General features: G+C 65.4%; 19 protein-coding genes. 10 read left to right on the top strand and 9 right to left on the bottom strand.

Going from position 1 to position 24786, the window contains the following annotated elements:
• Window positions 1-85: 85 nt before the first annotated feature.
• The 4 genes from ACNFHO_RS02985 to ACNFHO_RS02970 form a co-directional block, all read right to left on the bottom strand.
• Window positions 86-2089 (bottom strand): S9 family peptidase, encoded by a 2004-nt coding sequence (locus ACNFHO_RS02985; RefSeq protein ID WP_416765166.1) that lies wholly within the window; start codon window positions 2087-2089, stop codon window positions 86-88.
• Window positions 2090-2111: 22 nt separating this feature from the next.
• Entirely contained in the window at window positions 2112-3452 is a 1341-nt protein-coding gene (locus tag ACNFHO_RS02980) for a serine hydrolase domain-containing protein (protein ID WP_416765165.1), read from the bottom strand.
• A 54-nt stretch (window positions 3453-3506) separates the two neighbouring features.
• Window positions 3507-4646: an NAD(P)/FAD-dependent oxidoreductase gene (locus ACNFHO_RS02975; RefSeq protein ID WP_416765163.1), complete on the bottom strand. Its 1140-nt coding sequence runs from the start codon at window positions 4644-4646 to the stop codon at window positions 3507-3509.
• Between the two features lie 86 nt (window positions 4647-4732).
• Window positions 4733-5443, bottom strand: coding sequence for a helix-turn-helix domain-containing protein (locus ACNFHO_RS02970; protein WP_416765161.1), 711 nt, complete (start codon window positions 5441-5443; stop codon window positions 4733-4735).
• Between the two features lie 189 nt (window positions 5444-5632).
• Between ACNFHO_RS02970 and ACNFHO_RS02965 the strand changes: the two genes are divergently transcribed.
• The 4 genes from ACNFHO_RS02965 (at window position 5633) to ACNFHO_RS02950 (ending at window position 10309) form a co-directional block, all read left to right on the top strand.
• Complete coding sequence (locus tag ACNFHO_RS02965) at window positions 5633-7285, top strand: serine hydrolase domain-containing protein (RefSeq protein WP_416765159.1); 1653 nt, start codon at window positions 5633-5635, stop codon at window positions 7283-7285.
• Between the two features lie 2 nt (window positions 7286-7287).
• Window positions 7288-8283, top strand: a complete 996-nt coding sequence (locus ACNFHO_RS02960) for a dipeptidase (RefSeq protein ID WP_416765157.1) — start codon at window positions 7288-7290, stop codon at window positions 8281-8283.
• 110 nt (window positions 8284-8393) lie between these two features.
• Complete coding sequence (locus tag ACNFHO_RS02955) at window positions 8394-8753, top strand: RidA family protein (RefSeq protein WP_416765155.1); 360 nt, start codon at window positions 8394-8396, stop codon at window positions 8751-8753.
• Window positions 8754-8839: 86 nt separating this feature from the next.
• Window positions 8840-10309 (top strand): carbohydrate porin, encoded by a 1470-nt coding sequence (locus ACNFHO_RS02950; RefSeq protein WP_416765153.1) that lies wholly within the window; start codon window positions 8840-8842, stop codon window positions 10307-10309.
• 43 nt (window positions 10310-10352) lie between these two features.
• Here ACNFHO_RS02950 and ACNFHO_RS02945 read toward each other — a convergent pair whose 3' ends face one another.
• On the bottom strand, window positions 10353-11429 hold the full coding sequence (locus tag ACNFHO_RS02945; protein WP_416765151.1) for a sigma-54 interaction domain-containing protein: 1077 nt from the start codon (window positions 11427-11429) through the stop codon (window positions 10353-10355).
• A gap of 440 nt (window positions 11430-11869) precedes the next feature.
• Here ACNFHO_RS02945 and ACNFHO_RS02940 point away from each other — a divergent pair, with 440 nt between their 5' ends.
• The 6 genes from ACNFHO_RS02940 (at window position 11870) to ACNFHO_RS02915 (ending at window position 20847) form a co-directional block, all read left to right on the top strand.
• On the top strand, window positions 11870-12943 hold the full coding sequence (locus tag ACNFHO_RS02940; RefSeq protein WP_416765150.1) for an ABC transporter substrate-binding protein: 1074 nt from the start codon (window positions 11870-11872) through the stop codon (window positions 12941-12943).
• A gap of 22 nt (window positions 12944-12965) precedes the next feature.
• On the top strand, window positions 12966-14189 hold the full coding sequence (locus tag ACNFHO_RS02935) for a lipase family protein (RefSeq protein ID WP_063545105.1): 1224 nt from the start codon (window positions 12966-12968) through the stop codon (window positions 14187-14189).
• A 12-nt stretch (window positions 14190-14201) separates the two neighbouring features.
• Window positions 14202-15401, top strand: coding sequence for an LLM class flavin-dependent oxidoreductase (locus ACNFHO_RS02930; RefSeq protein ID WP_065862716.1), 1200 nt, complete (start codon window positions 14202-14204; stop codon window positions 15399-15401).
• A 4-nt stretch (window positions 15402-15405) separates the two neighbouring features.
• Window positions 15406-16959, top strand: coding sequence for an ABC transporter substrate-binding protein (locus tag ACNFHO_RS02925; RefSeq protein WP_416765148.1), 1554 nt, complete (start codon window positions 15406-15408; stop codon window positions 16957-16959).
• A gap of 216 nt (window positions 16960-17175) precedes the next feature.
• Window positions 17176-19728, top strand: coding sequence for a TonB-dependent receptor plug domain-containing protein (locus tag ACNFHO_RS02920; protein WP_416765146.1), 2553 nt, complete (start codon window positions 17176-17178; stop codon window positions 19726-19728).
• A 30-nt stretch (window positions 19729-19758) separates the two neighbouring features.
• Window positions 19759-20847, top strand: a complete 1089-nt coding sequence (locus ACNFHO_RS02915) for an LLM class flavin-dependent oxidoreductase (RefSeq protein ID WP_054890846.1) — start codon at window positions 19759-19761, stop codon at window positions 20845-20847.
• 69 nt (window positions 20848-20916) lie between these two features.
• Here the strand turns inward: ACNFHO_RS02915 and ACNFHO_RS02910 are convergent, their stop codons facing one another.
• The 4 genes from ACNFHO_RS02910 to ACNFHO_RS02895 are packed head-to-tail and all read right to left on the bottom strand — an operon-like array spanning window position 20917 to window position 24746.
• On the bottom strand, window positions 20917-21672 hold the full coding sequence (locus ACNFHO_RS02910) for an ABC transporter permease (protein ID WP_054890847.1): 756 nt from the start codon (window positions 21670-21672) through the stop codon (window positions 20917-20919).
• Window positions 21672-22877 carry an ABC transporter substrate-binding protein gene (locus tag ACNFHO_RS02905; protein ID WP_416765145.1) on the bottom strand — a complete coding sequence of 402 codons (1206 nt, stop codon included), beginning with the start codon at window positions 22875-22877 and terminating at the stop codon, window positions 21672-21674. The genes ACNFHO_RS02910 and ACNFHO_RS02905 overlap by 1 nt, the downstream gene beginning before the upstream one ends.
• Window positions 22864-23685, bottom strand: a complete 822-nt coding sequence (locus ACNFHO_RS02900; RefSeq protein ID WP_054890849.1) for an ABC transporter ATP-binding protein — start codon at window positions 23683-23685, stop codon at window positions 22864-22866. The genes ACNFHO_RS02905 and ACNFHO_RS02900 overlap by 14 nt, the downstream gene beginning before the upstream one ends.
• On the bottom strand, window positions 23682-24746 hold the full coding sequence (locus ACNFHO_RS02895) for an acyl-CoA dehydrogenase family protein (RefSeq protein WP_416765143.1): 1065 nt from the start codon (window positions 24744-24746) through the stop codon (window positions 23682-23684). The genes ACNFHO_RS02900 and ACNFHO_RS02895 overlap by 4 nt, the downstream gene beginning before the upstream one ends.
• Window positions 24747-24786 lie beyond the last annotated feature (40 nt).

The following is a 24786-nucleotide window of genomic DNA, read 5'->3' as shown; positions in this document are numbered from 1 at the left end:
GCTGGATGGCGAAGGTGTAACTTGAGGACAAGCCGGCTCGGCCCCCTGTAGGGGCGAGCCGGTCTGTGGGTTCAGCCCTGGCGGTTCAACCTGCCTTGGCCCCCGGCATATGCCTGCCGAACCACGCCATCACCCGCGCCGTAAAATCAAACACCGCGGGCATGTAGCGCACGCCATGCCCTTCTTGCGGATAGGTCAGCAGCACGCTCTCGACCTCGCCCAGGCCCTGCAATGCCCGATGAAACTCCAGGGCTTGCCCCGCCGGGGTGATCTTGTCCAGGGCCCCACAGACGTGCAGCGTTGGTGTCCTGACCCGGCCTGCGTGGTGAATCGGGCTGCGCGTGAAATATTGCCCCTGGGGGTCGCTCAGCGTGTCGCCTAGAAACAGCTCGCAGAAGGTCGGCACATTGCAGGTCAGGTGCTGGCTGACCCAGTCGGTGACCGGCGACATAGGGACCGCTGCGGCAAAACGCTGGTCCTGGGTAATGAGCCAGGAGGTGATATAGCCGCCATAGCTGTTGCCCATGACCCCGATACGCGCCGGATCGATCAGGCCCTGCGCCATGAGCTCATCCAGGCCCGACAGGTAGTCGTAGGTGTCGGCGCCCCCCATGTCACCGAACACCCGCCGTGCGAAGGCCTGCCCGCGACCGCTCGAGCCGCGCGGGTTGGGCAGGAACAACGCATACCCCGCAGCCAGCGCCATGCGCTGCAGCGCCGATCTTGCGATGTACTGCGGCCTGACATACCAGACCGGCCCGCCATGCACCTGCATGATCACCGGGTGCGGGCCGTTCCCCTTGGGCAGGAGCAGCCAGCCATGCAGTGCCAGCCGGTCCGGCGCCGTCCAGACGAAGTCGCGCACCGATGCGCCGAGCGCCCGCACCTGCTCATCAAGCCCCGGCGCGCCGAAGCGACGAATGGCACGTTCCCTGCCCGCCTCGAACGCCAGCAGCGTGGGCGCCTCCAGAAAGGATTCGACGAGACAGAGAAAGTCCTCCGGCTGTCGACCAAGCGGCGCGAGCTCCGAAAAGATCGCACCATGGGGCTGCCGATGGCTGTCGCGCCACAGCTCGCGGGCTACACCAGATCGGCGGTCGTATATCCCCGCGACGAAATCGGGCCCCTGCCCCGCAGCGAACAGCAGCCGATGTTCATCACGCCAGATCAGTTGAGTCACGTCCGCATCGAGGGTCGACGCCTGGGTGACCACGCCGCTGGCGACGTCGATCAGGCGCAGATCACCGGCCACGAGATTGCGGTCGCTGCAGACCGCCTCGATCACGGCAATGGTGCTGCCCGAGGGTGTGGCCACGGCGCAGTTGAGCTGGTCGTCAGGCTTGAACAGCCTGCGCACGCCGCCATCGGCCACCGCGATCAGGCGCACATCGGCCGTGTACCACCAGGTTTCCTCCGGAAGGTCCGAGCAGATCGCGACGATATGATCAGGCCCGGCCCAACTCGCCTGCCAGACATTGACGCCAGGCAAGGTGAGCTGCTGCACGCTGCCCGAGGCGACGTCATGAATCCACGCACTGCGCCAGGGCGAGGCCTCGGGGGCGCCTTCGACACTGGGCACCCAGTCAGCGTCGGCACCCCGCCCGCGGGCCACCGCAGTAGCCCCCTGCGCGCCCGCAAGGTCCGAGCCGAAGCCTGCGACGCAAAGCAGCAGCGACCGGCCATCAGCCGACCACTGCAGCGACTCCAGCACCCCATCGAGGCGCGGGCCGGCCTTGTCGTGAAGGGTTTTCACATCGAGCATACGCAGCTGGTTCACATGCGCCTGCTCGCGGTCCGACAGGTAGGCAATCGAGTGGCCGTCCGGCGACCATTGGGGACTGCTGTCCGAACCCGGCCCCTGGGTGACAACCTTGATGGCACCCGTAACCAGGTCCACAAGGGCGAGCCGGGTCGTTGGCAATCCTTGCAGCGCCTCGCACACCACGGCTGTGGCAACGGCCATGGCGCCGTCGGGGCTGACCATCAACTGACTCAGGCTCGACGCTTCGCCACTGCCCGGACGCAACCAGGCACGGGTCAGTCGCTCGGCTTCGATGAACGAATGATGGTCGCGAAAATCCGTCTGCATCATCTTCCCCTTGGAATCGAAATCAGGACACCCGGTTGAAGATTCGCACCATCGAACCCAGGCGCTGCATCTTTCCGTTGCTGTCCGGGTCGACGAAGGCCAGGGGGAAGGCATGCGGCACACCGTTCACGCTCATCTGGAACAGGTGATCGCCCACCCGCTCCAGAGCAAAGACCGTACCTTGGGCGTTGTCGGTTTCATAAAGATCCTGCCTTGGCGCCATCCTGGCGAACAGCTGCTCACCCTCGGTATAGACATCGAAGCGGATCAGCTGGCTCTCGAAGGCGCCCTCGTAGGGAGTGGCATCGATGGCACCCGGGATCGGCGCCAGTGGCTCGGACGTCCAGCCCCAGCTTTCGAGCATCGGCTCCACCAGACGGGCGTCGAACGCTCCGTATCGGGAGCAGTTGGTCAGCAGCGCGAACACCCTGCCGCTCTCGGGGTGCGCATAGAGCACCGAGGAAACCCCCGGACCGCCACCGCCATGGAACAGCACGCCGCCCGACAGCAGCATCCACCCCAACCCTATGCGCCAGGTGTGCGGAGACAGGAACCCGGTGGTCTCCTGCGCCATGAGCGCGGCACTGTCTTGCGAGAGGATGCGCGTACCGTTGACGCCCACTCCACCGTTGATCAGCGCGCGGGCAAAGGTCACCAGGTCGGTGGCGGTCATCATCACCGTGGCGCCGGCCGGGCCGAAGCTCAACGGCAGGAACGGCCTGGTGCTCTGCACCAGCTTGCCGAAGCCGTCCACCTGATCGCCGACACTGACCCGGAACCGCGGCAGTTCGGTGATATCGGCCAGCGAATGCTCAAGGCCCAGGGGCTCGAAGATTCGCGACTTGACCAGGCTGTACCATCCCTCGCCGCGCAGCTTCTGGGTGATGTAGCCCGCGATGACGGTGCCAATGTTCGAGTAGGCAGTCGCTTCACCGGGTGCATGCAACTGGGTCTTGGTTGCGCAATCTTCGATGGCCTCGACGATGCGCTGTTCGTCGAAGTCGCGATAGGCCGGGCAGTCATAATCGATGCCATTGGTGTGGTTGATAAGCATGCGACAGGTGATCCGCGGCAGCGCTTGCGGATCGCCCAGGCGTAGCTCGGGCAAGTGCTTGATCACCGGGTCGTCGAGATCGATCAGGCCGTCGTCGACCAGTTGCATGAACAGGGTGGCATTGATCACCTTGGTGATCGAGCCGATGTGCATCAAGGTGTCGAGCGTCACCGGGTCACCGGACACACTGTTGCGCAGGCCACCCACGACCTGGTGCATCTGCTCGCCATCCCAATAGGCGAAGGATGCGCCGGTCACCTCGCCGCTTTGTGTGAGCTCAGCGATGACGCTGGCAAAATCGATGGTCATTTCAGTGTCTCCTCGAGTCTGTTGCTCGGATTTGTAGTTGTGGAGCGTGAAGTTTCAGATCGCGACGCCAAAGCGCGCTGGCGAGAGCATTTGCGCGTCCAGGCCGATGTCGATGAGATCTTGCGGCAGTGCGCTGCGGGTGCACAGCGCAGCCGTCAGCCGGCCCAGTGCCACAGCGGTCTGGATACCGTAACCGCCCTGGCCGACCAGCCAGAAGAAGCCCTCGGCGAAGGGATCGAAGCCTGCCACCGGCGTGCGGTCCGGGCTGAACACCCGCAGCCCGGCCCAACTGTTGGCGATACGCCGGACCTGCGCGCCGGTGGCCTGCTCGAAGCGGTCCACGGCGATGGCCACATCCAGCTCTTCAGGCTGCGCGTCGCAGGGCGGTGAGTCGGACTCATCGGCAGGCGAGATCAGTAGCAGGCCGGCATCGGGCTTGAAGTAGAACTGCTCGTCGATGGCGATGGCGGCAGGCCAATGCGTAGCATCCAGCCCGGACGGCACGTCGATGAGCGCTGCCGTGCGGCGCTTGGGCTGCAAGCCCAGTGGTGCGACACCGGCGATACGCGCTACTTCGTCGCCCCAGGCGCCTGCGGCGTTGACCACCACGGGTGCGCTGAAACGCCCTGCGGGGGTGTCCAGGTGCCAGCGACCGTCGACACGGGAAAGCGCCTGCACCCGCACATTGGTCAGGATCTCGGCACCCAGCGCACGGGCCTGGCGCAGGAAGCCCTGATGCAGCGCATCGACGTCGATATCCGCCGAACCGGTTTCCAACACGGCGCCGCCCAGGTAGTCGGGAAGGAATGCCGGCACCCGCTGACGCGCCTGCTCGGGCGACAGCACCTGGGTTCTGGCGGCCACCTCGGGCTCTTCGCGCAACCGCTGTAGCAGCTCAAGTTGCTCGGGCGTGCCGAAGAACAGGGTGTCTCGCGGCGTCACCAGCGCAGTCGGGGCAAAGCCTGCAGGAGGTTCGAAGAGGAAGCCTCGGCTGGCACGGGTCAGGCGGCGCACCACCTCGTTGCCATAGATTTCCGAAATCAGCGCCGCCGAACGGCCGGTGGAGTGGTAACCCGGATGCTCCTCGGCCTCGACCAGCAGCACCGCCCCTCGCGCGGCGAGCTGCGCTGCCGCCGACGCCCCGGCGATACCGGCGCCGATCACCACGAAATCAACTTCCCTCACTTGACTCATCGCTGCCACCCATTGGTTGAGATGGGCCGACTATACGAAACAAAACCGTCAATTTGGAAATTAAATTTCCATTTTGGAAATATTTGTCATTTCTTGCGCACTGGCAGCCGTGGCTTGTCCTGCTTCTCGGAGAGCGAGACGAAGGTATCGATCATCGGCTCCGCAGCGCCACGTGGCGCTGCCGCGGCAACGATGCGGCAAGGTGCGTCGCTGGCCTTGAGGTAGGCGTGCCCCATTTCGCTGTCGAAATAGAGCGTATCGCCTGCCGACAGACGCACGGGCGCATAGAGGTCAGTGTGGAAGTCCACTTCGCCTTCGATGATGTAGATGAACTCCTCGCCAGGATGGCGGATGAAGTCGCCGAACTCGGCCAGGAATTCTTCCATGGTCCGGGCGTGCACCTCGACGACCATCGGCGTCATCTTCTTGTGCAGCAGTTCCGTGGCAAGATAGGTCTGGCTGTAGCTGCGGGTCTGCACCTGCTGCCCTTCACCGGCACGCTGCACCACCCGGCGCCCGAGATTGCTCGGCGGTACCACCGCGGCGGGCGCCGGAGCTGGCGGCGGGGCGCCGAGCAGCTCGGTCATGTCGACGCCCAGGCCACGACTGATGGTCATCAGCTTGTCGAACGAAAGGGAGATGTGGCCGGCCTCCAGCTTCGACAGGGTCGAGGCGGCCATGCCGGTCTTGGCGCTCAGTTGGGCGAGCGTAATGTCCGCGTTGCGGCGCAGCGCCCGGATCGTCGCGCCCGGGTTGCCGTTGCGGTTGTCTTGAGTGGGATCGGTCGTCTTCTTCATGGCGCGAACTGTAGCAGGCGTATTTCATTCCCCCAAATAAAATCAGCCTTGGGGAATGTACTTTTCTGAAATTTATTTTCCGTTTTGGAAAATTAGTTGCTACAATGCAGTCACCTGGCAGGCATCAGCGGTCGCTCACAGGGATTATCCAATCGCACTGACAGACGTGTTCTCCAACAAGGAGTCCGAATGACTGAGATTTCTTCCCCGGCCGTCGCAGGCAATTCCGGCACCGCTGCATTGGACGCGTTGTTCCAGGCGGTAAACCGCAGTGATGCACCAGGCCTGGTCGCAGGTGTCGCCCAGCGCGGCAAAACGCTCTATCGCCGTGGTTTTGGCCTGGCCAGTGTCGAGCTGGGTGTGGCCAATACGCCAGGCACCCGCATGCGCATCGGCTCGAGCAGCAAGCACTTCACCTGCCTGGCTGCACTACTGCTGGCCGAAGACGGCAAGCTCGACCTCGATGCCAGCGTGCGCCGCCACCTTCCCGAACTGCCACCGCTCGACACCGAGCCCAGCCTGCGCCAACTGATGACACATACCGGCGGCTATCGCTGCCATCTCGACCTGGGCTTCATCGCCAACGGCATGGCTATACAACCTGAAGGTTTCGGGCTGGCCATGCAGCTGCGCCAGAGCACCGCGAACTTCACACCGGGCACGTCAGCGCTTTACTGCAACAGCGGCTACCACCTGCTGTCGCAGGTGATCGCCCGGGCCAGCGGCATGCCATTCGAGCAGTTCCTGCAAACACGCATCTTCACGCCCTTGGGCATGCTCGACACCGCACTGGCACCGAGCGACCTGCAGATCCACCGCGCCATGGCGACGCTGCACCTGGCGCAGGCCGATGGTCGCTGGCAACGCGGCATCTTCCCCAGCGAAGAGGTGCTCGGCGAAGGCGGGATAATCTCCACGCTCGACGACATGCTGCTGTGGCTCGCTCACCTGCGTAACCCGAAAACCCTCGGCAGCGCCGCCACCTGGGCACAGATGACGACACTGGCAACGCTTGAAAACGGCACGACCCTGCCCTACGCCCTGGGGCTCATGCGCCACGATTATCGCGGCGTCGAGGTGATCCATCATGCCGGCGGCGTGATCGGTGGCTCTTCGCAGATACTCACCGTGCCAAGCCACGAACTCGATGTGGTGATCATGACCAACGGTGCACTGGTCAACCCCATCGCACTGGCCAACCAGATCGTGGATCTGTTGCTCGGCGACGCTCTCGGCCCGCCTGCCAGCAAGCCTTCCACCGAACGCTTCCAGGCGCTGGTGGGCACCCGCTACCACGCACCGGGCGACGGCCGCGTCATCGCTTTCGACGATGCAGGCGGCACCCTGGGGCTGTCGTTCCTGAACAGCCCCGCGCTTCCGCTGGCCGACAGCGGGGATGCGCTGTGCATCGGCTTCCAGACGCTGGCCGTAGGCCCCTTGAGCGTGCCGGTCGGGCAACTGGCCGACCGCCAGCAAGCCCCCGCCTCACTCACCTTCAGTGAAGGTGGCCAGGCCGCAGTGTTCGAACGTCTGCCGGAGCCGCCGCCATCAGTGGCGCAAGCGGGGGCAGCACTGCTGGGGCACTACCATTGCCTCGACCTGGACGCCGATGCCTGGGTGCGCTTCGACGGTCATACCTTGAACCTGCATGTCCACGGTGCGCTGGGAGTCTCGGTCATGCCGCTCGAAGCCCTCAGTACTGAGGTGTTCAGCATGACATCACAAGTCCCGGCGCTGTCGCTGTTCGGGATCATCAACCTCGAACGACAAGAAGGCCGCGTCACGGGTTTCTCCCTCGACACCCTGCGCACTCGGCATCTGCACTTCCAACGGAACGGCTGACGATGAACGCACAAGAACAACAAGCGCCTTCGCTGTCCTCGATGCTGGTATGGGACAACCACGTCTGCATGCCACTGCGTCCACACGACCACAGTTTTCTCGACCAGCTCCAGTGGCATCACCGCAACGGTACCGACGTCGTGATGTTGAATGTCGGCTTCGGCGACGATTCGATCGAAGCGCACCTGCGCATGCTTGCCAGCCTGCGTGCCTGGCTGGCCGCACGCCCCGCCCAGTACCGGCTGATCCGTTCGGTCGCCGACATCCATGCCGCCCGGGAGGCCGGGCAACTGGCGGTGGGCTTCGACATCGAAGGGGCCAACGCCATCGGCGACCAGCTCAGCCTGATCGAGTTGTACCGCGACCTGGGCGTGCGCTGGATGCTGCTGGCCTACAACCAGAACAACCGCGCCGGCGGCGGCTGCCAGGACGATGATCCAGGCCTGAGCGATTTCGGCCGCGCGATGCTTGAGGAAATGGCCCGTGTCGGCATGATCGGTTGCTGTTCGCACACCGGCTACCGCACCGCTCGCCAGGCCATCGACGCCTCGCCCTCCCCGCTGATCTTCTCGCACTCGAACCCTCGCGCGCTGTTCCAACACCCGCGCAATATCCCTGACGACCTGATCCGCGCCTGCGCGGCACGTGGCGGGGTCATCGGCATCAACGGCATTGGCCTGTTCCTCGGCGGCAATGACGCCTCCCCGAGCAATGTGGCGCGGCATGTGCTGTATGTCGCCGAGCTGGTCGGGATCGAGCATGTCGGCATCGGACTGGACTTCATCCACGACCGCCAGGAGGTCGATGCCTTCCTCGCCGCGAACCCGGACAAATTCCCCCCGCACCTGGGCTACAGCGCCGGCATGGACATGCTGTCGCCTGCCGAGCTACCGGCACTGGCCAACGAACTGGCCACGCACGGCATGAGCGAAGCCGACCTTGCGGCCGTATTCGGCGGCAACTGGCTGCGCATGGCCGAGCAGGTCTGGCGCGACTAGCGGCTACAGCACGCGCTACCCGATGACACCGTCGGCCCGCCTGGGCAGGGGCAACTGTGCCCTGAGTACCCCGGCGATCCGCCCCCCGTTACTTCAACCAGAGGCATGTCATGAGCAAAATAGAACGTATCGACGTCGACCCACGCATCTCCCAGATCGCCATTCACAAGGGCGTGGCCTACCTCGCCGGGCAGATTCCCTCAGACCTGAGTGCCGACGTGCAAGGCCAGACCACACAGGTTCTGCACGCCATCGATGCGCTGTTGGCCCGCGTGGGCACAGACAAGTCCAAGATCCTGCGGGCCGAGATCTTCCTGGCCGATATCACTGATTTTGCCGCGATGAACGCAGCCTGGGACGCCTGGGTGCCCGCCGGCCATGCGCCACCGCGCGCGACAGTCGAAGCCCGTCTGGCGATCCCGGAAATCAAGGTGGAGATTGTCGTCACCGCTGCGGTGAGTGAAGTCTGAATGCACTCGGCGACCGTATCTACGGTCGCCACATTGGGCTGAGCAGCCCTTGAGCGTGACTCTCGAACAACAAGAAAGGAAATCAGATGAAACAGGTCATCGTGCATTCATCCTTCGCGTCAGGCGCCACCACCCGGCAAACATCGCGCTCGCGCGTACTCACGTCTGCACGCAAGGGGCTTCAATACTCAGGCTTGTGCCTGTTTCTGTATTTGCTCGTTTCGGTGTTGCTCATTGGCCCGGCTGCTTACGCTGCCGATCCCCAGACCACCGAGGAAACATCGCTCGTCGCGCCAGCCGCCGAGGCCGCTGATGCCCAGAATGCAGCCGCGCCGGAAACGCCTGCCTGTCTGAAATACGATCGCTACAACCACAAAGGTTCCGAAGCACCCTTCCCGTCCAACTGCGAATCGATCAGTCCAGAGTTGGGCGGGCTTCGTGAAGCCCTTTACGAGGCAGGGTGGAACGCTCAGTTGATCTACACCAACGGCCTGACCTACGACCTGAAAGGCCACGATGGTGGCAAGCAGGTCTATAGCGGTCAGAAACCCTCCTACACCACGACCGGTTCGTTGCTGCTCACTCACGACCTGGAGAGACACGGGCTACCGGCGGGCTCCCTGTTCACGCTGGGCGGCTCCTTCAACTACAACAGTTTCCGCGGCGATGGACTGCGCGAAGCCTTCATCAGCCAGTTTTCCGCACGCGTACCGCTGTATGACGACCGCGTCATCATTCAGGCAGGTTACTTCGCGCTGGCCAACCAGTTCTACGGGACCTTGCTGGGCAACAACATCGCCGCCTCGACGCTGGGCCCGAGCAGCGGCCTGCTGGCACAAGTCGGAGCCTTGGGTTTCAAGCCTTCGCCTGCGGTCGACGTGCGCCTGTACAGCGAAGACAAACGCTACTACTACCATGCCGGCGTGGCACGCAGTATCAGCCCGCAAGGCTTGTTTCCCGACGCGGATGAAAACCGCTATGGCTTGAAGTTCAAGGTGAAAGGCGCCAAGACCATCGTCCTGAACGAAGTCGGTTATCGCGTCGAGTCCGCGCCTTCGCAGAAGAAGGTCTGGCTGCGTACCGGTGTGGCCTACAACGACTCCGACTACACCCGCCTGGATGATCCGAACAAGACCAATAACAACTACGGCGCCTACGCCGTGGGGGATGTGCAGCTCACTCAACCGGACTCAATGTTGCCCTACAAGGGCTGGTACATGAACGCCTACGTCAACCAGGGCCGGGAAAACGTCAACTACCTGCCCGGCGCCTTCGGCGCCTCGATCTACAGCCTCGGGCCGTTCGATTCGCGTCCGTACGACCTGTTCGCGCTGGGCGTTTCCAAGAACCAGTACAGCAGTTGGGCACGGCGCAATGCGGCAGACGCTGATATCGACTACGCGAAGGCCTCGAGCAGCATCTCGCTGTCGTACGCCTACCGGATCAGCCAGGGGATTTACCTGCAATCGGCCCTGATCCATACCGACAATCCAACCTTCGCGCCCAAGCTCGACAGTTCGCTCAATGCCAACATGACGCTGGTGCTGGTGTTCTAAGCCGCTCGGCACAGGCCTCGCAGCCTGTGCCGATACCCCTGTTTCACCCTGCGCCCACTTTCCCCAGCTCACCGATCTTCTCCAACCGCGCCCGCACGATGTTGCGGCTGATATTGAGCAAACGCCCAGTCTGCAACTGGTTGCCATGGCAGTAGCGGTAGGCCGCGCGAAACACCGTCTCCTCGATATGCTCGTACAGGTTCGGCACGTTCTGCTCGAACAGTGCCAGCAGTGCGCTTTCCAGGCTCACCGGCGCCGCTGCCGTTACTGGCAATCCCGCCGTCACGGCCACTTCTCCCGGCAACACCGCCTGCGGGCGCATGTCCACCAGGTGCAGGTCCTGCGGTGCCACCACCTGCTGCCTGCACACCAGCAACGCATGATGGATGGCGTTTTCCAGCTCGCGGATGTTGCCAGGCCAGCTATGCGCCAGCAGCTTGCGCTCAGCCTCGAGACTCAGTGACGCGCGGTCATAGCCCAGGCGTCGGCAGTGCTCCTCGATGAAGAATTCGGCCAGCGGCAGGATATCCCCAGGTCGCTCGCGCAGTGGCGGCAGGCGGATGGTCGCCACGTGCAGACGGTAGAACAGGTCCTCGCGAAAATGCCCGGCCACCACCGCGTCGGCCAGGTTGACGTTGGTCGCCGCCACCAGCCGCACGTTGATCGGGATCGGCGTGCGTGAGCCCAGGCGCACAACCTCGCGCTCCTGCAGTACGCGCAGCAGCTTGACCTGCATGTTCAACGGCAGGTCACCGATTTCATCCAGAAACAGCGTGCCGCCATTGGCGGCCTCGAACCAGCCGGCCTTGTTCGAGGTTGCGCCGGTGAAGGCACCCTTTTCGTGGCCGAACAGTTCGCTCTCCACCAGGGTTTCTGCAAAAGCGCCGCAGTTGACCGCTACGAACGGCTCACGGCCACGGCGGCTCAGGTAATGGATGTGGCGGGCAACCAGCTCCTTGCCGGTGCCGGTCTCGCCGATGATCAGGGTGTTGGCCTCGCTCGGGGCCAGGCGCTCGATGCGGCTGAGCAGCTCCTGCGAGCGTGGGTCCTTGAAGACGAGCACGGTGGCACGTACCGACTTGGTCAGCTCTCGAGCATTGGGGTGAGTGATCAGCGACATGATGCATTCCTGGCAGTTGAAGCGCGCCCTCATAGTGCACGAATAAATTTAGACCCAAAAATTATTAATAAATATTTATATATTCGAAATTGACATATTGAAAAAATCAGCACCTCGATTGCTGCTGGAGCAGCAACGGGCCAGCAATGGCCTGCGCAGGGATCAGCACCCAGGCCATCGCGAGGGCTCTGGGTCTAGGGCCTGAAGGCCTAGTGCCACCGGGGCTGGAGCGGATCCGGGTCGGTGCTGGCATGCATTTCGCTCAAGGGGAGGTAACACCCTGTTGGTGGTTGGGGCCGCTGTGCGGCCATCGCGGGGCAAGCCCGCTCCCACAGGTTCAGCGCAGGTCCTGAGAACCGCGCGGTACCTGTGGGAGCGGGCTTGCCCCGCGATGGGCTGCACCGCAGCCCCGACCCCACCACCACCTCCTGGAGCCGCATATGAACAACCCCTGGCGTCACGCCCTGGCCCTGCTCACCGGCCTGCTACTGAGCTTCTCCACCGTCGCCGCCGAAGCCCCGCCCGCCGTGCGCATCGCCATCGTCGCCTTCACCCAGGGCGGCGCGCCGGTATTCGGCGGCATCCCTGGCCGGGTCATCGAAGAGGGCTGGCTGGCACAACAACTGGCCGAGCGCGGCGTCAAGCTCGAATGGGTCGCCCTGCCCCACGCCGGCGCCGGCCCGCAGATCAACGAGGGCTTCAGCAACAACAGCCTGGACTTCGCCGTGCGCGGCGACCTGCCGACCGTGATCGCCGGTGCCGGTGGTGTGCCGGGCAAGCTGGTCGTGCCCGGTGGCAGCGGCAACAACATCTATCTCGTCGTGCCCGCCGACTCGCCAGTGCGCAGCATCCAGGACCTCAAGGGCAAGCGCCTGGCCCTGCACCGTGGCCGTCCGTGGGAGTTCGCCTTCAGCAATTTCCTGCACAGCCAGGGCCTGAGCCTGACCGACTTCAAGATCGCCAACCTCAACCCGCAGGTTGGCGCCGCCGCGGTGTCCGCCGGCAAGGTCGATGCCGCCGTGCTGCTCAACGAAGCCTATGCCCTGGAAGACAAAGGCGTGGCGCGCATTCTCTGGTCGACCAAGCAAGGCGCCAACGACTGGCGCCTGGTCTCCGACCTGTTCGGCACCGACCTGTTCGTCGAGCAGCACCCCGACCTCACCCAACTGGTCGCCACTGCCTGGGTCAAGGCCGCCTGGTGGATCTCCCAGGCAGAGAACCGCGACGCCTACTACAAGCTCTCCTCTCGCGCCGGCATTGCCGAAAGCGTGCTGCGCCGCGATGACCAGGACGACCCGGTGGCCTGGAAAGACCGCTGGGCACCGAAGACCGACGCCCAGCTCGAAGCCCATTACCAGGCCCTGGCCCGCTACGCCCTGGAGAACCGGCTGATCCGCACGCCCTACGACATTCGCCACGACCTCGCCACCCACTTCACCCGCCAGGCCCTGCAAGACCTGCAGCTCACCGGCTACTGGCCTGCGGTCGCCACGCAATTGAGCAAACAACCCTGAATTTCCGAAAAGAGACCCGTCCATGAAACTGCCTGCCACCCTCGTCTTCAGCCTTAGCGCCCTGGCCTTTTCGATCAGCGCCCTGGCCGCCCCGACCTACGCCCCCAAGCCCGACCCGCAGCAAGGCGACGGCCGTGTCTCGGCGTTCTACAGCTGGAGCGAAGTGATCCCCGCCGCCCCCGGCAAGCTGCTACGCAGCGAGCCGCTGGAGCAGACGCTGAGCCTGCCCAGCGCCGCCAGCGCCCAGCGGATTCTCTACAGCTCGCTGGACGGACGCGACGGCAAGACCCCGGTCGTGGTTTCCGGGGCGCTGTTCATCCCCAAGGGCAAGGCTCCCGCCGGCGGTTGGCCGGTGCTGAGCTGGGGCCACGGCACGGTCGGCGTCGCCGACATCTGCGCGCCGTCCTGGGCCGGGCGCTCCTACCGTGACGTGCAATACCTCGACCGCTGGCTCAAGGAGGGCTTCGCCATCGTCGCCACCGACTACCAAGGGTTGGGCGTGCCCGGTGGTCACCCATTGCTGAACAACCGCACCGCGGCCTACGGCATCCTCGACGCCGCGCGTGCCGTGGTGCACGGCGTGCCGGGCCTGGCCGACAAGGTGCTGATCGTCGGCCAGTCCCAGGGCGGCGCCGGTGCCTTCGCCGCAGGCGCCTATGCCGCCACCTACGCGCCGGAGCTGGGCGTCAGGGGCAGCATCGGCACCGGAGTGATCTACACCGTCGGCTCGAAGAACGTCGGTGAACGGGACAACAACAAGGTCGACCCATCCCTGGCCTATGGCTTCTACACCTTGCTCGCCGCGCAGCAGTACGACCCGAGCATCGACCCTCGCGATCACTACACCGACAAGGCGCTGCCACTGTTCGAGCAGGCCCGCAGCAGCTGCCTGTCATCGTTGGTCAGCGACGTGGTCGGCACCGGCCTTACCACCGCCAACTCCAAGAAGGACTACCAGGGCGACAAGCTCAAGCCATGGCTGGCGCAGGTCTCCTACCCGACGCTGAAGCTGGCGCAGCCGATCTTCATCGGCACCGGCGCCGAGGACCAGACCCCCACCGCCGCCAGCCAGGCCAAGCTGATGCAGGACGCCTGCGACGCCGGCTCCATCGTCGAAGGCCACCTGTACAAGGGCCTGGGCCACAGCGAGACCGTCAACGCCTCGCTCAAGGATTCGATCCCCTTCGCCCACAAAGTCATCAACGGCGAACCCATCACCCCGATCTGCAAACCGACAGTCCAGTAAAGGAGGCCCGACATGAGCATCGAGTTCTTCACCCGCCTGCCACTGCATGGCGAAACCCAGTTTCTTCCCGGCGACAGCCGCAACCGCGGCGACTGGCACCCGGGCGGGCCGAGCACCGGCGCGGTATCGGGGTTCGCCGTGGGTGATCACTTCACCTACATCGACTACCTCGGCCAGGTGGCCCGCGCCGCCGAGATCAACGGCTTCGGCGGCGCGCTGATGGTCAACGCCCCCAGCGGCGAGGAGCCCTGGACGGTGTGCTCGCTGCTGGCCCGCGAGACCCGGACACTGAAGTTCGTCACGGCCTTCCAGCCCTATCACTACACGCCCTGGGTCGCGGTGCAGCAGGCGGCGACCTACCAGCGAGCCACCGGCAACCGCCTGGTCTGGAACATCATCAACGGCGGCTCGGACGCGATCCAGCGCCAGGTCGGCGACTACGAAAGCCACGATGACCGTTATGCGCGCGCCACCGAGTTCATGGATGTCGTCAGGGGTTACTGGCACAACGAGCAGTTCCACTACGACGGGAAGTACTACCACGCCGACGGCGGTGGCCTGCGCGGACCGCTGAAGAAGGCCGAGTTGCCGCTGATCTGCACCGCCGGCTCGTCGGTCGCGGCGCGTGAGTTCGCCGCCAAGCATGCCGACTTCTACCTGATGCGCGCCGAGCACCCGGACGAAATCGCCGCGCTGATCGCCGACATCCGCGCCCGCGCATTGAAGTACGGACGCAACGACATCCGCTTCGGCCTGTCGATCGATGTGATCGCCCGCGAGACCGAGACCCTGGCCCGCGCCGAGGCGCAGCGCTTCTTCGACGAAGGCATCGCCAAGGGCGCGGTCAAGGCCAGGGCCGCCCACGCTGGCCTGCGCACGGCACGCAAGCTCAGCTACGAGCAAGGCTTTACCGACAAGGGCGATACCCCCGGCATCGACGACTTCTTCATCCATCCCAATGTCTGGACCGGCTTCGGCTACATCGGCATCCCACCCGGCTGCGCCCTGGTCGGCAGCTACGAGAACGTGGTGGCGCGGATCCGCGAGTACAACGCCATCGGCATCGACCTGTTCTTCCTCGCCGGCTACCCGCACCTGGAAGAGGCCTATCGGATCGGCGAGCACATCCTGCCGCACTTCCGTGGCGAGCGCGCCGCCCTTGCCCGCCTGCCTGAAACGCCCGTGCAACTGCACGCGGCCAACGGAGCCTGAGCCCATGACCAGGGACGGTTACCCCCTGAGCCGGCGCAGCTTCCTCGGCCATACCGGCGTGCTGGCGGGCGGGCTGCTGGTCGGTTGCGGCCCCAGCGACAGCCCGGCCACCGCAGTCGCCGACCAGCCACGCCACGGCGGGCGCCTGCGCCTGGGTATCATCGACGGCAACCAGAGCGGCAACCTCGACGCCCACAAGCCCATCGGCAGCGGCATCGTGCGAGGCTTTGCGCTGTACAGCAAACTGTGGGAATGGGACGAGCAGATGCAGCCGCGCCTGGCCCTGGCCGAGTTCGCCGAGCCCAACGCCGATGCCAGCGGCTGGACCCTGCGCCTGAAGCAGGGCCTGGAGTTCCACCATGGCAAGACCATCGATGCCGACGACCTGATCTTCTCCATCCGCCGCCTCACCGATCCGCAACTGGCCTCGCCCTATGCAGCGCTGCTGCACTGGGTCGATCGTGACCATCTGGAGAAGCTCGACGAGCGCACTGTGCGCCTGCGTTTTCGCGAAGGCCGTAGCTACCTGCCGCTGCCCGAGACCTGGGTCAATTTCGGCGGCATCGTGCCGGTGGACTACCATCCGGTCAGCAATCCAGTCGGCGCCGGGCCGTTCAAGCTCAAGAGTTTTACCCCTGGGCAACGCTCGCTGTTCACCCGTTTCGACAACTACTTCAAGCCGAACAAGCCTTATGCCGACGAGTTGGAGATCATCGACTTCAAGGATCAGACCGGGCGCCTGGCGGCCCTGCGCGCCGGGCAGATCGACATGGCCAACATCATGTCCACCGAGCACCTGCAGGTGCTGCAGGCCGACCCGCGGCTGACCCTGCTCAAGTCGGTGAGTGGCAACTGGCTGTCGTTCGACATGAACACCGCCAAGGCGCCGTTCGACGACCCACGGGTACGCGAGGCCTTCCGCCTGCTGGCTGACCGTGAGGAGCTGGTACGCCGTGCGCTGAACGGTCAGGGTCGCGTGGCGAATGACCTGTACGCCCCCTTCGACCCAACCTTCAACAACGCCCTCGGCCCGCGGCCGCACGACCCGCAGCGGGCCGCGCAGTTGCTGCGCGAGGCAGGCCACGAACAGCTGGAGGTGGAGCTGGTGACCACACCCGGGCCGGGACTCGCCTCGGCGCTGGTACTGGCCGAGCAGGCCAAACGCATCGGCGTCACCCTCAAGGTGCGCCAGGTTGACCTGGCAACGTTCCAGGGGCCGCAGCGCGACGACTGGACCTTGAGCACCGGGGGCAGCATCGGTGCGCCGTTCCTGGCCAGCGCCATCCATACCGATGCGCCGTTTGCGGTGGCCAACAAGACCCACTTCCACGACGCGCAATTCAGCGAGGCGTTTCTCGCCGCCATGGCCCAGCCGGACCTGGAGAAGCGCAAAGTGCTGGTGCACCGCGCGCAAGAGATCCAGTACCAGCGCGGCGGGATGCTGATCTGGGGTTACGCCGACCTGCTCGACAGCGTCAGCAACCGCGTCGGCGGGGCGCAGCCGGAGCGCTCGCTGTTCAGTACCTGGCGGTTCGAAAGTTTATGGCTCAAGTCATGATCACGCGCTGCCTTTGCCGGCCCTATCGCGGGACAAGCCCGCTCCCACCGGTACCTCACCGATTTCCCAGACCACAGGGTACATATGGGAGCGGCGGTTTGGCGCGCCGACTTGTCCCGCGATAGGGCCGGCACACCCCCCACATAACCCCAAAAACAACCGCAGGCGCGGCTGCGCCCCACCTCCATTCCACCCTACCCGAACGAGGCCCACTCCATGCCCCGCGCAGCCCTGCACCCTGCATTCGCCCTGCTGGCCCTGGCCAGCACCCCGTTGCTGGCCGACGACACGGTCCTGCAAACCGTCACCGTCCAGGCCGAACAACCCGACGACGACGCCCTGCCCACTCGCCCACCCTCATCGATCTACGGCGGCCTCGAAGCCAAGGTGCTCGACACCCCACGTTCGGTCACCCAGGTCAACGCCGAGCAACTGGCTCGCGACCCGATCCGCAGTGCCGACGACCTGGTCAAGTACGCCCCCGGCATCACCCGCGGCGGCGGCCAGAACGCCGGTATCGCCCCGCAGATGCGCGGCCAGAACAGCGAAGTGTTCCAGGACGGCCAGCGCGCCTATGGCGTACGCCACCCTGCCAACTTCAACGCCTATGAAGGCGCCGACATCGTGGCCGGCCCCTCGTCGGTCACCTACGGCTCGGTCAGCGGCAGCGGTGGCTACGTCAACTACCTGAGCAAGAAGCCTGACTTCGAACGTTTTCGCACCAAACTCTCCGGCGAAATCGGCAGCTGGATCCCCGACGGCGAATCGCGCGATGCGACCAAATTCAGCATCGACAACACCGGCCCGATCAGCGACAACCTCGCCTACCGGGTCAGCATCACCCGCCAGCGCCAGGAAGACTTCTACGACAACGTCGAGAACAACTTCGACGCCTTCTACGGCGCCCTGGCCTTTCGCAACGACCATGTGCGCGTGGACTGGAACGCCGCCTACGACGACTACTACGACTACAACATCACCCACGGCTGGAACCGCGCCACCCAGGACCTGGTCGACCACGGCAAGTACTACGCCGGCCGCGCCACACCGATCATCCAGAACGGCAATACGCTGTGGTCGCCGGTGCTGTCCTCCGGTGCCAGCGACGCCCAGGTGCTGGGCTGGGTGCAACGCCAGCGCAATGCCCAAGGGCAGTATTCGGTGGTCAACGGCAGCTTCCAGGGCGCGTCGCCCAACACCCAGGCCAACCCCGGCAGCCTGCGCGGCTGGGTCTACGACCCGTCGCTGGAAGGCAACGGCCTGACCTCGCTGTCGTCGCAGACCGGCCAGCGCGCCCAGGATGAGAACCGCTCAAGACGCTTCACCACGCAACTGCGCATCGAAGGAGAGCTGACACCGTCGATTACCCTGGCCAACAGCACCTTCTACCAGCACTCCACCGACACCACCGATGCGGTAGGCGCCTTCCAGGTCCAGGGCAAGGACGACATCTTCGACAACCGCTTCGAGTTCCGTGCCCGCGGGCAATGGCAGCTCGGCGGCCTGACCCTGGTCGACGACAGCAACAGCGGCCTGATCTATCGCCGCGAATCGAACCAGTCGATCGCCGCCAACAACAGCTTCGGCTCGACCATCAACGCCTACGACCTGACCCAGGACCCGCGCCTGAAAAACCCAGGCGACCTGCTCGGCCTCGCCGGTCGCAACCCCGCCGGCGGCAACGCGGCCTGGATCGGCCAGCCCGGTGTGGCGCAGTTCTCCAACCTCTACGGCTGGCTCAACCTGCCGGCCATGTACCCGGCCGGGCATGGCCTGTACGCCGAATCCATCGCGCCGTATACCGCCGACAGCACCTGGGCCACCAAGACCCTGTTCAGCCAGCACAACCTGCGCCTGGGCGAACGTGCAGGCCTGAACATCGGCGCCAGCCGCAGCTGGATCGACGCACGCATCGAGAACCCCTTCGTGGTCAATGGCGCCAGCCAGCGCAAGGACGCAAACAACTACCGGTTGTTCTCGGTCCAGGTCAGCCCCTACGTCAAGCCCACCGACAACAGCACCCTGTACTACACCTTCGACCGCTCGCTGGCGGTCAACACCGGTTTCTTCACCAACGGCCTGGGCTGGGGCAGCGGCACCGGCGCCAACCAGCTCAACCCCCTGGCGTTCCAGAGCCTGAGCGTATTGCACGAGCTTGGGCTGAAGGTCGAAGCCGTGCCCGACCAGTTGTTCCTGACCCTGGCGGCCTATCGCCAGGCCCGCGACCAGGCGCCGGACAGCAACAACAACATCGCCCGGCTGATCGTCAAAGGCCTGGAAGCGACGCTGCGCTACCAGGACGAACACCTGCGCGGTGGCCTCAATCTCAGCCGCATCAGCGCCTACAACGAGTTCACCAGCCAGGCCGGCTTCGCCTCTGCCGGATTCATTCCCGACAACGGCACCGTGTTCGGCGACAACAACAGCCTCAACCAGCGCCCCTCGGGCAAGTTCGATGCCGTGCAGATCCCCGAGTACAACGCCGGGGGCTATGTGGACTATCGCTTCGACTCAGGCTTTGGCGTGGAGCTGTCCGGCTGGTGGACCAGCAGCTGGTACCTGAACCTGAGCAAGACGGTGAAAGTGCCCGACGAATACAACCTCGACCTGGCCGTGTACTACCGCCAGCCGCAGTGGGGGGTGACGCTGCGCATGCTCAACGTCACCGACGAGCTGAATTTCGTCAGCGGCCTGGCCGGCTCCATCAACACCTTCCTGCAACCCATGCCGGGCCGAACCCTGCTGGCACAGGTCGATTACCAGTTCTGACCCTCAACCCCACACCCGGGAGGCTTTGCCATGTCCATCGAATTCGTCGGTATGATCTTTCCCCGCCAGTGGTCCGAGACCCGCGGCGTACGCACGCCCGACTTCGACCTGCCGTTCATTCGTCATCATGCCCGCGCCCACGAGCACGCCGGGTTCGACCGGGTGCTGATCGCCAGCGGCCCCGGCAGCGCCGACAGCTTGCAGATCGCCGCCTACGCCGCCGCGCACACCGAGCGCCTGGGCTTCATGATCGCCCACCGCCCGGCCCTCACCGCCCCGACCGTGGCGGCGCGCGCCTTCGCCACCCTCGACCACACCACCGGCGGCGGGCGTATCCGCCTGCACGCGATTACCGGGATCACCGCCGAACCCCAGGAAGGCGACACCCTGCTGGACAAGACCGAACGCTACCAGCGCACCGACGAATACCTGGAAATCGTCCGCCGCACCTGGACCGCCGAAGCGCCGTTCGATTTCGAGGGGCGCTACTTCAACATCAAGGGCGCGTTCTCGCCGGTCAAGCCGCTGCAACAGCCGCACATCCCGATCTCGTTCGGCGGCTCGTCGGACATCGCCTACCAGATCGCGGTCAAGCACGCCGACCTCTACGCCCTGTGGGGCGAGCCGTTGAGTGGCGTGGCCGAGCAGATCGCCAAGCTCAAGGCGGCCGCCAGCAGCGCCGGGGTGGCGGCGCCGCGGGTAAGCCTGTCGGTACGCCTGATCCTCGGCGCCACCGAGGAGCTGGCCTGGCAGAGAGCGGAGCAGATCCTGGCGCAGATCAAGGCCAACCCACAGTTCGCCGCCGACAGCCCCTGGAGCAAGCGCATCAAGGGCACCGGCTCCGAGCGCCTGCTCGCCGCTGCAGCACGTGCAGACCGGCATGATCGTGCACTGTGGATGCCGACCGCGACCGCAGTCGGTGCCTATGGCGACACCACCGCGCTGGTCGGCACCCCGGAAACCGTGGCGCAGGCCCTGCTCGACTATGTCGACCTGGGCGTGACCACCTTCCTCAACCGTGGCTACGACCCGCTGTACGACACCGTGGACTATGGACGCTGGGTGATTCCGGCGGTGCGAGAAGAAGTGCGGCGGCGCCAGGCCCGCGTCACGGGCTGACCGTCAGCGCCGCCACAGGTGGGGCGCTGCCCGGTGTGCGGCGCCCACCCTGCGGGCGCCAGCAACACCTCAGGCATGCACCCAGCGCCGATGCAGCCCGCGCGCCAGGGCATCCAGCATGAAGCCCAGCACACCGATCAGCAGCACCATCGCCATCAGCTCCGAATAGGCCAGGCGGTCACGGGTGTCGAGGATGAAGTACCCAAGGCCCGCGCTGACCCCGAGCATCTCGCACGGCACCAGCACGATCCACAGGATGCCGATCGCCAAGCGCACGCCGGTCAGCACATGGCCGATCACCCCCGGGATGATCACCTTGCACAGGGTTTCCCAGCGCGTGGCACTCAAGCTGCGCGACAGCTGCAACCAGCGCGGGTCGAGCTGACGCACGCCTGCGGCGGTGTTGAGCAGGATCGGCCACAGCGCGGCGAACGCCAGGAGGAAGTAGATCGGCTGATCGCCCACCCCCATCAGCATCACCACCACCGGCATCCACGACAGCGGCGAGATCATCCGCAGGAACTGGAACGCCGGCGTGGTCGCCGCCTCCAGATGCCGGTAGCTGCCCACCAGCAAACCCAGCGGCACACCGATCAGCAGCGCCAACAGCAGGCCGATGAGAATACGCTTGAGACTCACCCAGATGTGCCCGTAGACCTCGCCATGGCCCAGCAACTCGACCAGGCTCTCCAGCGTCGCCTGGGGCGAGAAACGCGCCGACAGGCCGTCGGCCTCGCCGAACACCTGCACCCCCGCCCACCACAACAGCAACAGCACCGCCAGCCCGGCAAGGCCCAGGGCGCCATGTACGACATGCTTGCGCATCAGACCGCGAACTCCTCGCTACGCTCGAAGTTGTCGGCGATGCCGAACACCGACGGGCCACCCACGGCGGCGATGGCGTTGCGCACGAAGCGGTCGTCCACCAGGTCGCGCGCGGTCTGCGCCGGATCCAGCCCGGCGAGGAAGCCGCTCTCGCCCTCGATCAGGGTGTTCTTCAAGCGCTTGACCAGCTCCTCGGTGTAGCTGGGGAACGGGTACGGCTGGAAGTCGATGCGCTTTTCGTCCCACTGCTGATGCTGGATCGCACCGCTGGCGATGTAGCCGGCGCGGTCTTCGGCCGAAGGCGCCAGGACCTTGGTCAACACCGCAGGCTCGTGCGGGGTGTATTTGTTGGGACCGGCCTTGGACAGCAACGCCGCGGCCTCGGCGCGGTGATCGCGGGTCCATTGCTGCGCCTTGACGATGGCGTTGACCACCTTCTGCGACCACTCCGGACGATTGTTCAGGTCATGCTCGTGCATGAACACCACGCAGCATGCATGGTTGCGCCAGACATCGCCGGTGAAGCGCTGCACGCGCCCGACCTTGAGATTCTCGGCCAGGGCATTGAAGGGTTCGGCGACGATGTAGCCGGCGATGCGCTTGCTGGCGAGCGCTGGCGGCATGTCCGAAGGCGGCAGTACCAGCAGGTTGACCTCGTTGGCCGCCAGTTGCGCGTTGGCAGGCTTGGACACAGGCGTCAGTCCGTTTTCACTGAGCATCTGTTGCAGCACCACGTTGTGGATCGAGTACCAGAACGGAATGGCGACGGTCTTGCCACCGAGCTGTTTCATGTCGGTGATGTCCGGCGCAACGGTCAGGCCCGAGCCGCCGACGTGGTTCCAGGCCACGACCTTGGCCGGCACCTTGCTGCCATAGCGGGCCCAGACCGTCATCGGTGACAGCAGGTGAATCACGTTGACCTGGCCGGAGATGAACGCTTCGATCACCTGCGCCCAGCTGCGCAGCAGCACCGGACGCTCGGCCTTGATGCCTTCGGCCTCGAACAGGCCATTGTTGTGCGCCACCAGCAAGGGCGTGGCGTCGGTGATCGGCAGGTAGCCTATGCGCACCGGCGCGTCCGGCTCGGCGGCAGCGCGCGCCTGCAGGCTCGACAGCATCGGCAAGGCGCCGGCGGCAGTGAGCATGGCGCTGAGCTTGATGAAATCGCGACGCGACGTGGAAGAGCAGCAATCATCCATGCACATGGGCAGGCTCCGACGACAGGGGGGAAGAAGATGTTGAGGTGGGGCGGCTCGCCTGCCGTAGGGTTTTCAGGATCTCGATGCGCAGCGCGCCCAGCTCCTCGACCCGCTGCGCGCGCGGCTGCGGCAGGTCGATGTGCCATTGCCCGAGGGTGCGCGCCGGGTGGTTGCCCAGTAGCAGCACGCGATCGGACAACAGCAGGGCTTCGTCGATATCGTGGGTGATCAGCACCGCCGCGGTGTTGTGGGTGGCGATCAGTTGCAGCAGCAGTTGCTGCATGTCCGCGCGGGTCACTTCGTCGAGAGCACCGAAGGGCTCGTCCAGCAGCAGCACTTCGGGCTGGCGCGCCAGGCAACGGGCCAGTGCCGTGCGCTGGGCCATGCCGCCCGACAGCTGCGCCGGGTACTGGCTGCGCGCATGGTTCAGGCCCACTGCCTCGATGGCGTGGTCGATCCGGGCACGACGCTCGGCCGCCGCCAGCGCAGGCTGACGGGCGAAGTCGAGGCCAAAGGCAACGTTCTTTTCAAGGCTCAGCCAGGGCAGCAGGCTTGGATCCTGGAAGGCAACGGCCAGACGCGGGTGCGGCCCCTGCAGGGGCTCGCCGTGCAGGGACACCGCACCGCCACCAGGCTGCTGCAGACCGGCCAGCACGCGGAGCAGGCTGGACTTGCCGACACCGCTGGGGCCGAGGATGGTCACCACTTCGCCCGGCGACAGCTTGAGGTCGAACTGTTCCAGCACCGCCTGCCAGCCGCCCTCGCGGGGGTAACCCAGGCTGATGGCGCGGGCTTCGAGCAACACGTCGGTCATACGTTCGCCGCCTGGCGTTGCAGTTCGGCGCGCAGTTGCACCAGGCTCGGCGTGACGATCGGCACGAAGGCCGACTCGCGCCAACGCCGGGCGAAGCCTTCGCCATAGGCAGTGAGATAAGCCTTGCCGCCGCTGGCCTGAAGCTCCATCTGCACCGCATCGGCGGCGCTTTCGGCCAGGGTGATGCGCAGCTTGAACAGTGCCGCGGGCTGGTTGAGGAAACGCCCGTCGAGCAGACCCTGCTTGAGCTCGCCGACGGTATTCTCCAGACGCTCGCGCAACACCTGTTCCGCTTCGGCGAGGAACGAACCGCGCCCTTGCAGGTGTTCGCGCACTTCATCCAGGGCGCGACGGGTCAGGCCGATGGACATGCCGCACTGCAGCGCCAGGAATGCCGGCCGCACCCGAGGCAGGAACTCGCGGGCGTTCTCGTGCAGCAGCCAGGTCCGGTCCAGGGCGACCTGGTGGAACGCCAGCGCGGCGGTGCTGCTCGACTGCAGGCCCATCAGTTGCAGGTCGTCGGAACGCTCAACGCCCTGACTGCTGGACGGGATCGCCATCACGAAAGGTGCCTGGCCCGCTTCAGCCTCGATCGCCGCCGCTACCACGAAGCCACTCTTGCGCAGGTTGGTCACCCAGTGCAGGCGGCCTTCAAGGGTCCAGCCCTCGCCCTCGGTACGCGCCTGCACTTGCAGGGCCTCGATACCGGAGAGGAACTTCATGGCATTGGACAAGCCGGTGGCGCCGGCCAGTTCGCCGGTCAGCAGGTCTGGCAGCAACCGCTCGCGCAAGGCCTGGTTGGGGCTGTGCAGCAGGTATTCGATGAAGGCCCGCTGTCCCCAGCAGACGAAGGCCGAGGCCAGCGAGCGGCTGGCGATGGCGGCGATGGCCTCCACGGCGTCGGTGACGTCACCGCCCGAGCCACCAAGTGCCGGATCGACGCCAACCCGCAGCAACTGCGACTCGGCGATATGGGCCAGCACCAGGTGCGGGTCGCACTGGCCCTGGTCGATTGCCTCGGCATTGGCATCCAGCCATTGTCGAAATGCAGAATCAAGCATGTCCCTACTCCTTTGAAAACGCCGGCGCGCCGGCACCAGG

The organism is Pseudomonas sp. NY15374 (genome assembly GCF_048068255.1).
GTDB classification, from domain to species: Bacteria; Pseudomonadota; Gammaproteobacteria; order Pseudomonadales; family Pseudomonadaceae; genus Aquipseudomonas; species Aquipseudomonas machongensis.
This window is presented reverse-complemented; position numbering and strand designations above follow the sequence as displayed.

What these genes read in the sequence shown, in the direction of transcription:
- ACNFHO_RS02945 (WP_416765151.1), bottom strand. Translation starts at nt 11,429, where the DNA reads ATGTCGCTGATCACTCACCCCAATGCTCGAGAGCTGACCAAGTCGGTA.
- ACNFHO_RS02975 (WP_416765163.1), bottom strand. Translation starts at nt 4,646, where the DNA reads ATGAGTCAAGTGAGGGAAGTTGATTTCGTGGTGATCGGCGCCGGTATC.
- ACNFHO_RS02930 (WP_065862716.1), top strand. Translation starts at nt 14,202, where the DNA reads ATGAGCATCGAGTTCTTCACCCGCCTGCCACTGCATGGCGAAACCCAG.
- ACNFHO_RS02950 (WP_416765153.1), top strand. Translation starts at nt 8,840, where the DNA reads ATGAAACAGGTCATCGTGCATTCATCCTTCGCGTCAGGCGCCACCACC.
- ACNFHO_RS02925 (WP_416765148.1), top strand. Translation starts at nt 15,406, where the DNA reads ATGACCAGGGACGGTTACCCCCTGAGCCGGCGCAGCTTCCTCGGCCAT.
- ACNFHO_RS02940 (WP_416765150.1), top strand. Translation starts at nt 11,870, where the DNA reads ATGAACAACCCCTGGCGTCACGCCCTGGCCCTGCTCACCGGCCTGCTA.
- ACNFHO_RS02910 (WP_054890847.1), bottom strand. Translation starts at nt 21,672, where the DNA reads ATGCGCAAGCATGTCGTACATGGCGCCCTGGGCCTTGCCGGGCTGGCG.
- ACNFHO_RS02980 (WP_416765165.1), bottom strand. Translation starts at nt 3,452, where the DNA reads ATGACCATCGATTTTGCCAGCGTCATCGCTGAGCTCACACAAAGCGGC.
- ACNFHO_RS02965 (WP_416765159.1), top strand. Translation starts at nt 5,633, where the DNA reads ATGACTGAGATTTCTTCCCCGGCCGTCGCAGGCAATTCCGGCACCGCT.
- ACNFHO_RS02970 (WP_416765161.1), bottom strand. Translation starts at nt 5,443, where the DNA reads ATGAAGAAGACGACCGATCCCACTCAAGACAACCGCAACGGCAACCCG.
- ACNFHO_RS02905 (WP_416765145.1), bottom strand. Translation starts at nt 22,877, where the DNA reads ATGTGCATGGATGATTGCTGCTCTTCCACGTCGCGTCGCGATTTCATC.
- ACNFHO_RS02895 (WP_416765143.1), bottom strand. Translation starts at nt 24,746, where the DNA reads ATGCTTGATTCTGCATTTCGACAATGGCTGGATGCCAATGCCGAGGCA.
- ACNFHO_RS02985 (WP_416765166.1), bottom strand. Translation starts at nt 2,089, where the DNA reads ATGCAGACGGATTTTCGCGACCATCATTCGTTCATCGAAGCCGAGCGA.
- ACNFHO_RS02920 (WP_416765146.1), top strand. Translation starts at nt 17,176, where the DNA reads ATGCCCCGCGCAGCCCTGCACCCTGCATTCGCCCTGCTGGCCCTGGCC.
- ACNFHO_RS02915 (WP_054890846.1), top strand. Translation starts at nt 19,759, where the DNA reads ATGTCCATCGAATTCGTCGGTATGATCTTTCCCCGCCAGTGGTCCGAG.
- ACNFHO_RS02955 (WP_416765155.1), top strand. Translation starts at nt 8,394, where the DNA reads ATGAGCAAAATAGAACGTATCGACGTCGACCCACGCATCTCCCAGATC.
- ACNFHO_RS02935 (WP_063545105.1), top strand. Translation starts at nt 12,966, where the DNA reads ATGAAACTGCCTGCCACCCTCGTCTTCAGCCTTAGCGCCCTGGCCTTT.
- ACNFHO_RS02900 (WP_054890849.1), bottom strand. Translation starts at nt 23,685, where the DNA reads ATGACCGACGTGTTGCTCGAAGCCCGCGCCATCAGCCTGGGTTACCCC.
- ACNFHO_RS02960 (WP_416765157.1), top strand. Translation starts at nt 7,288, where the DNA reads ATGAACGCACAAGAACAACAAGCGCCTTCGCTGTCCTCGATGCTGGTA.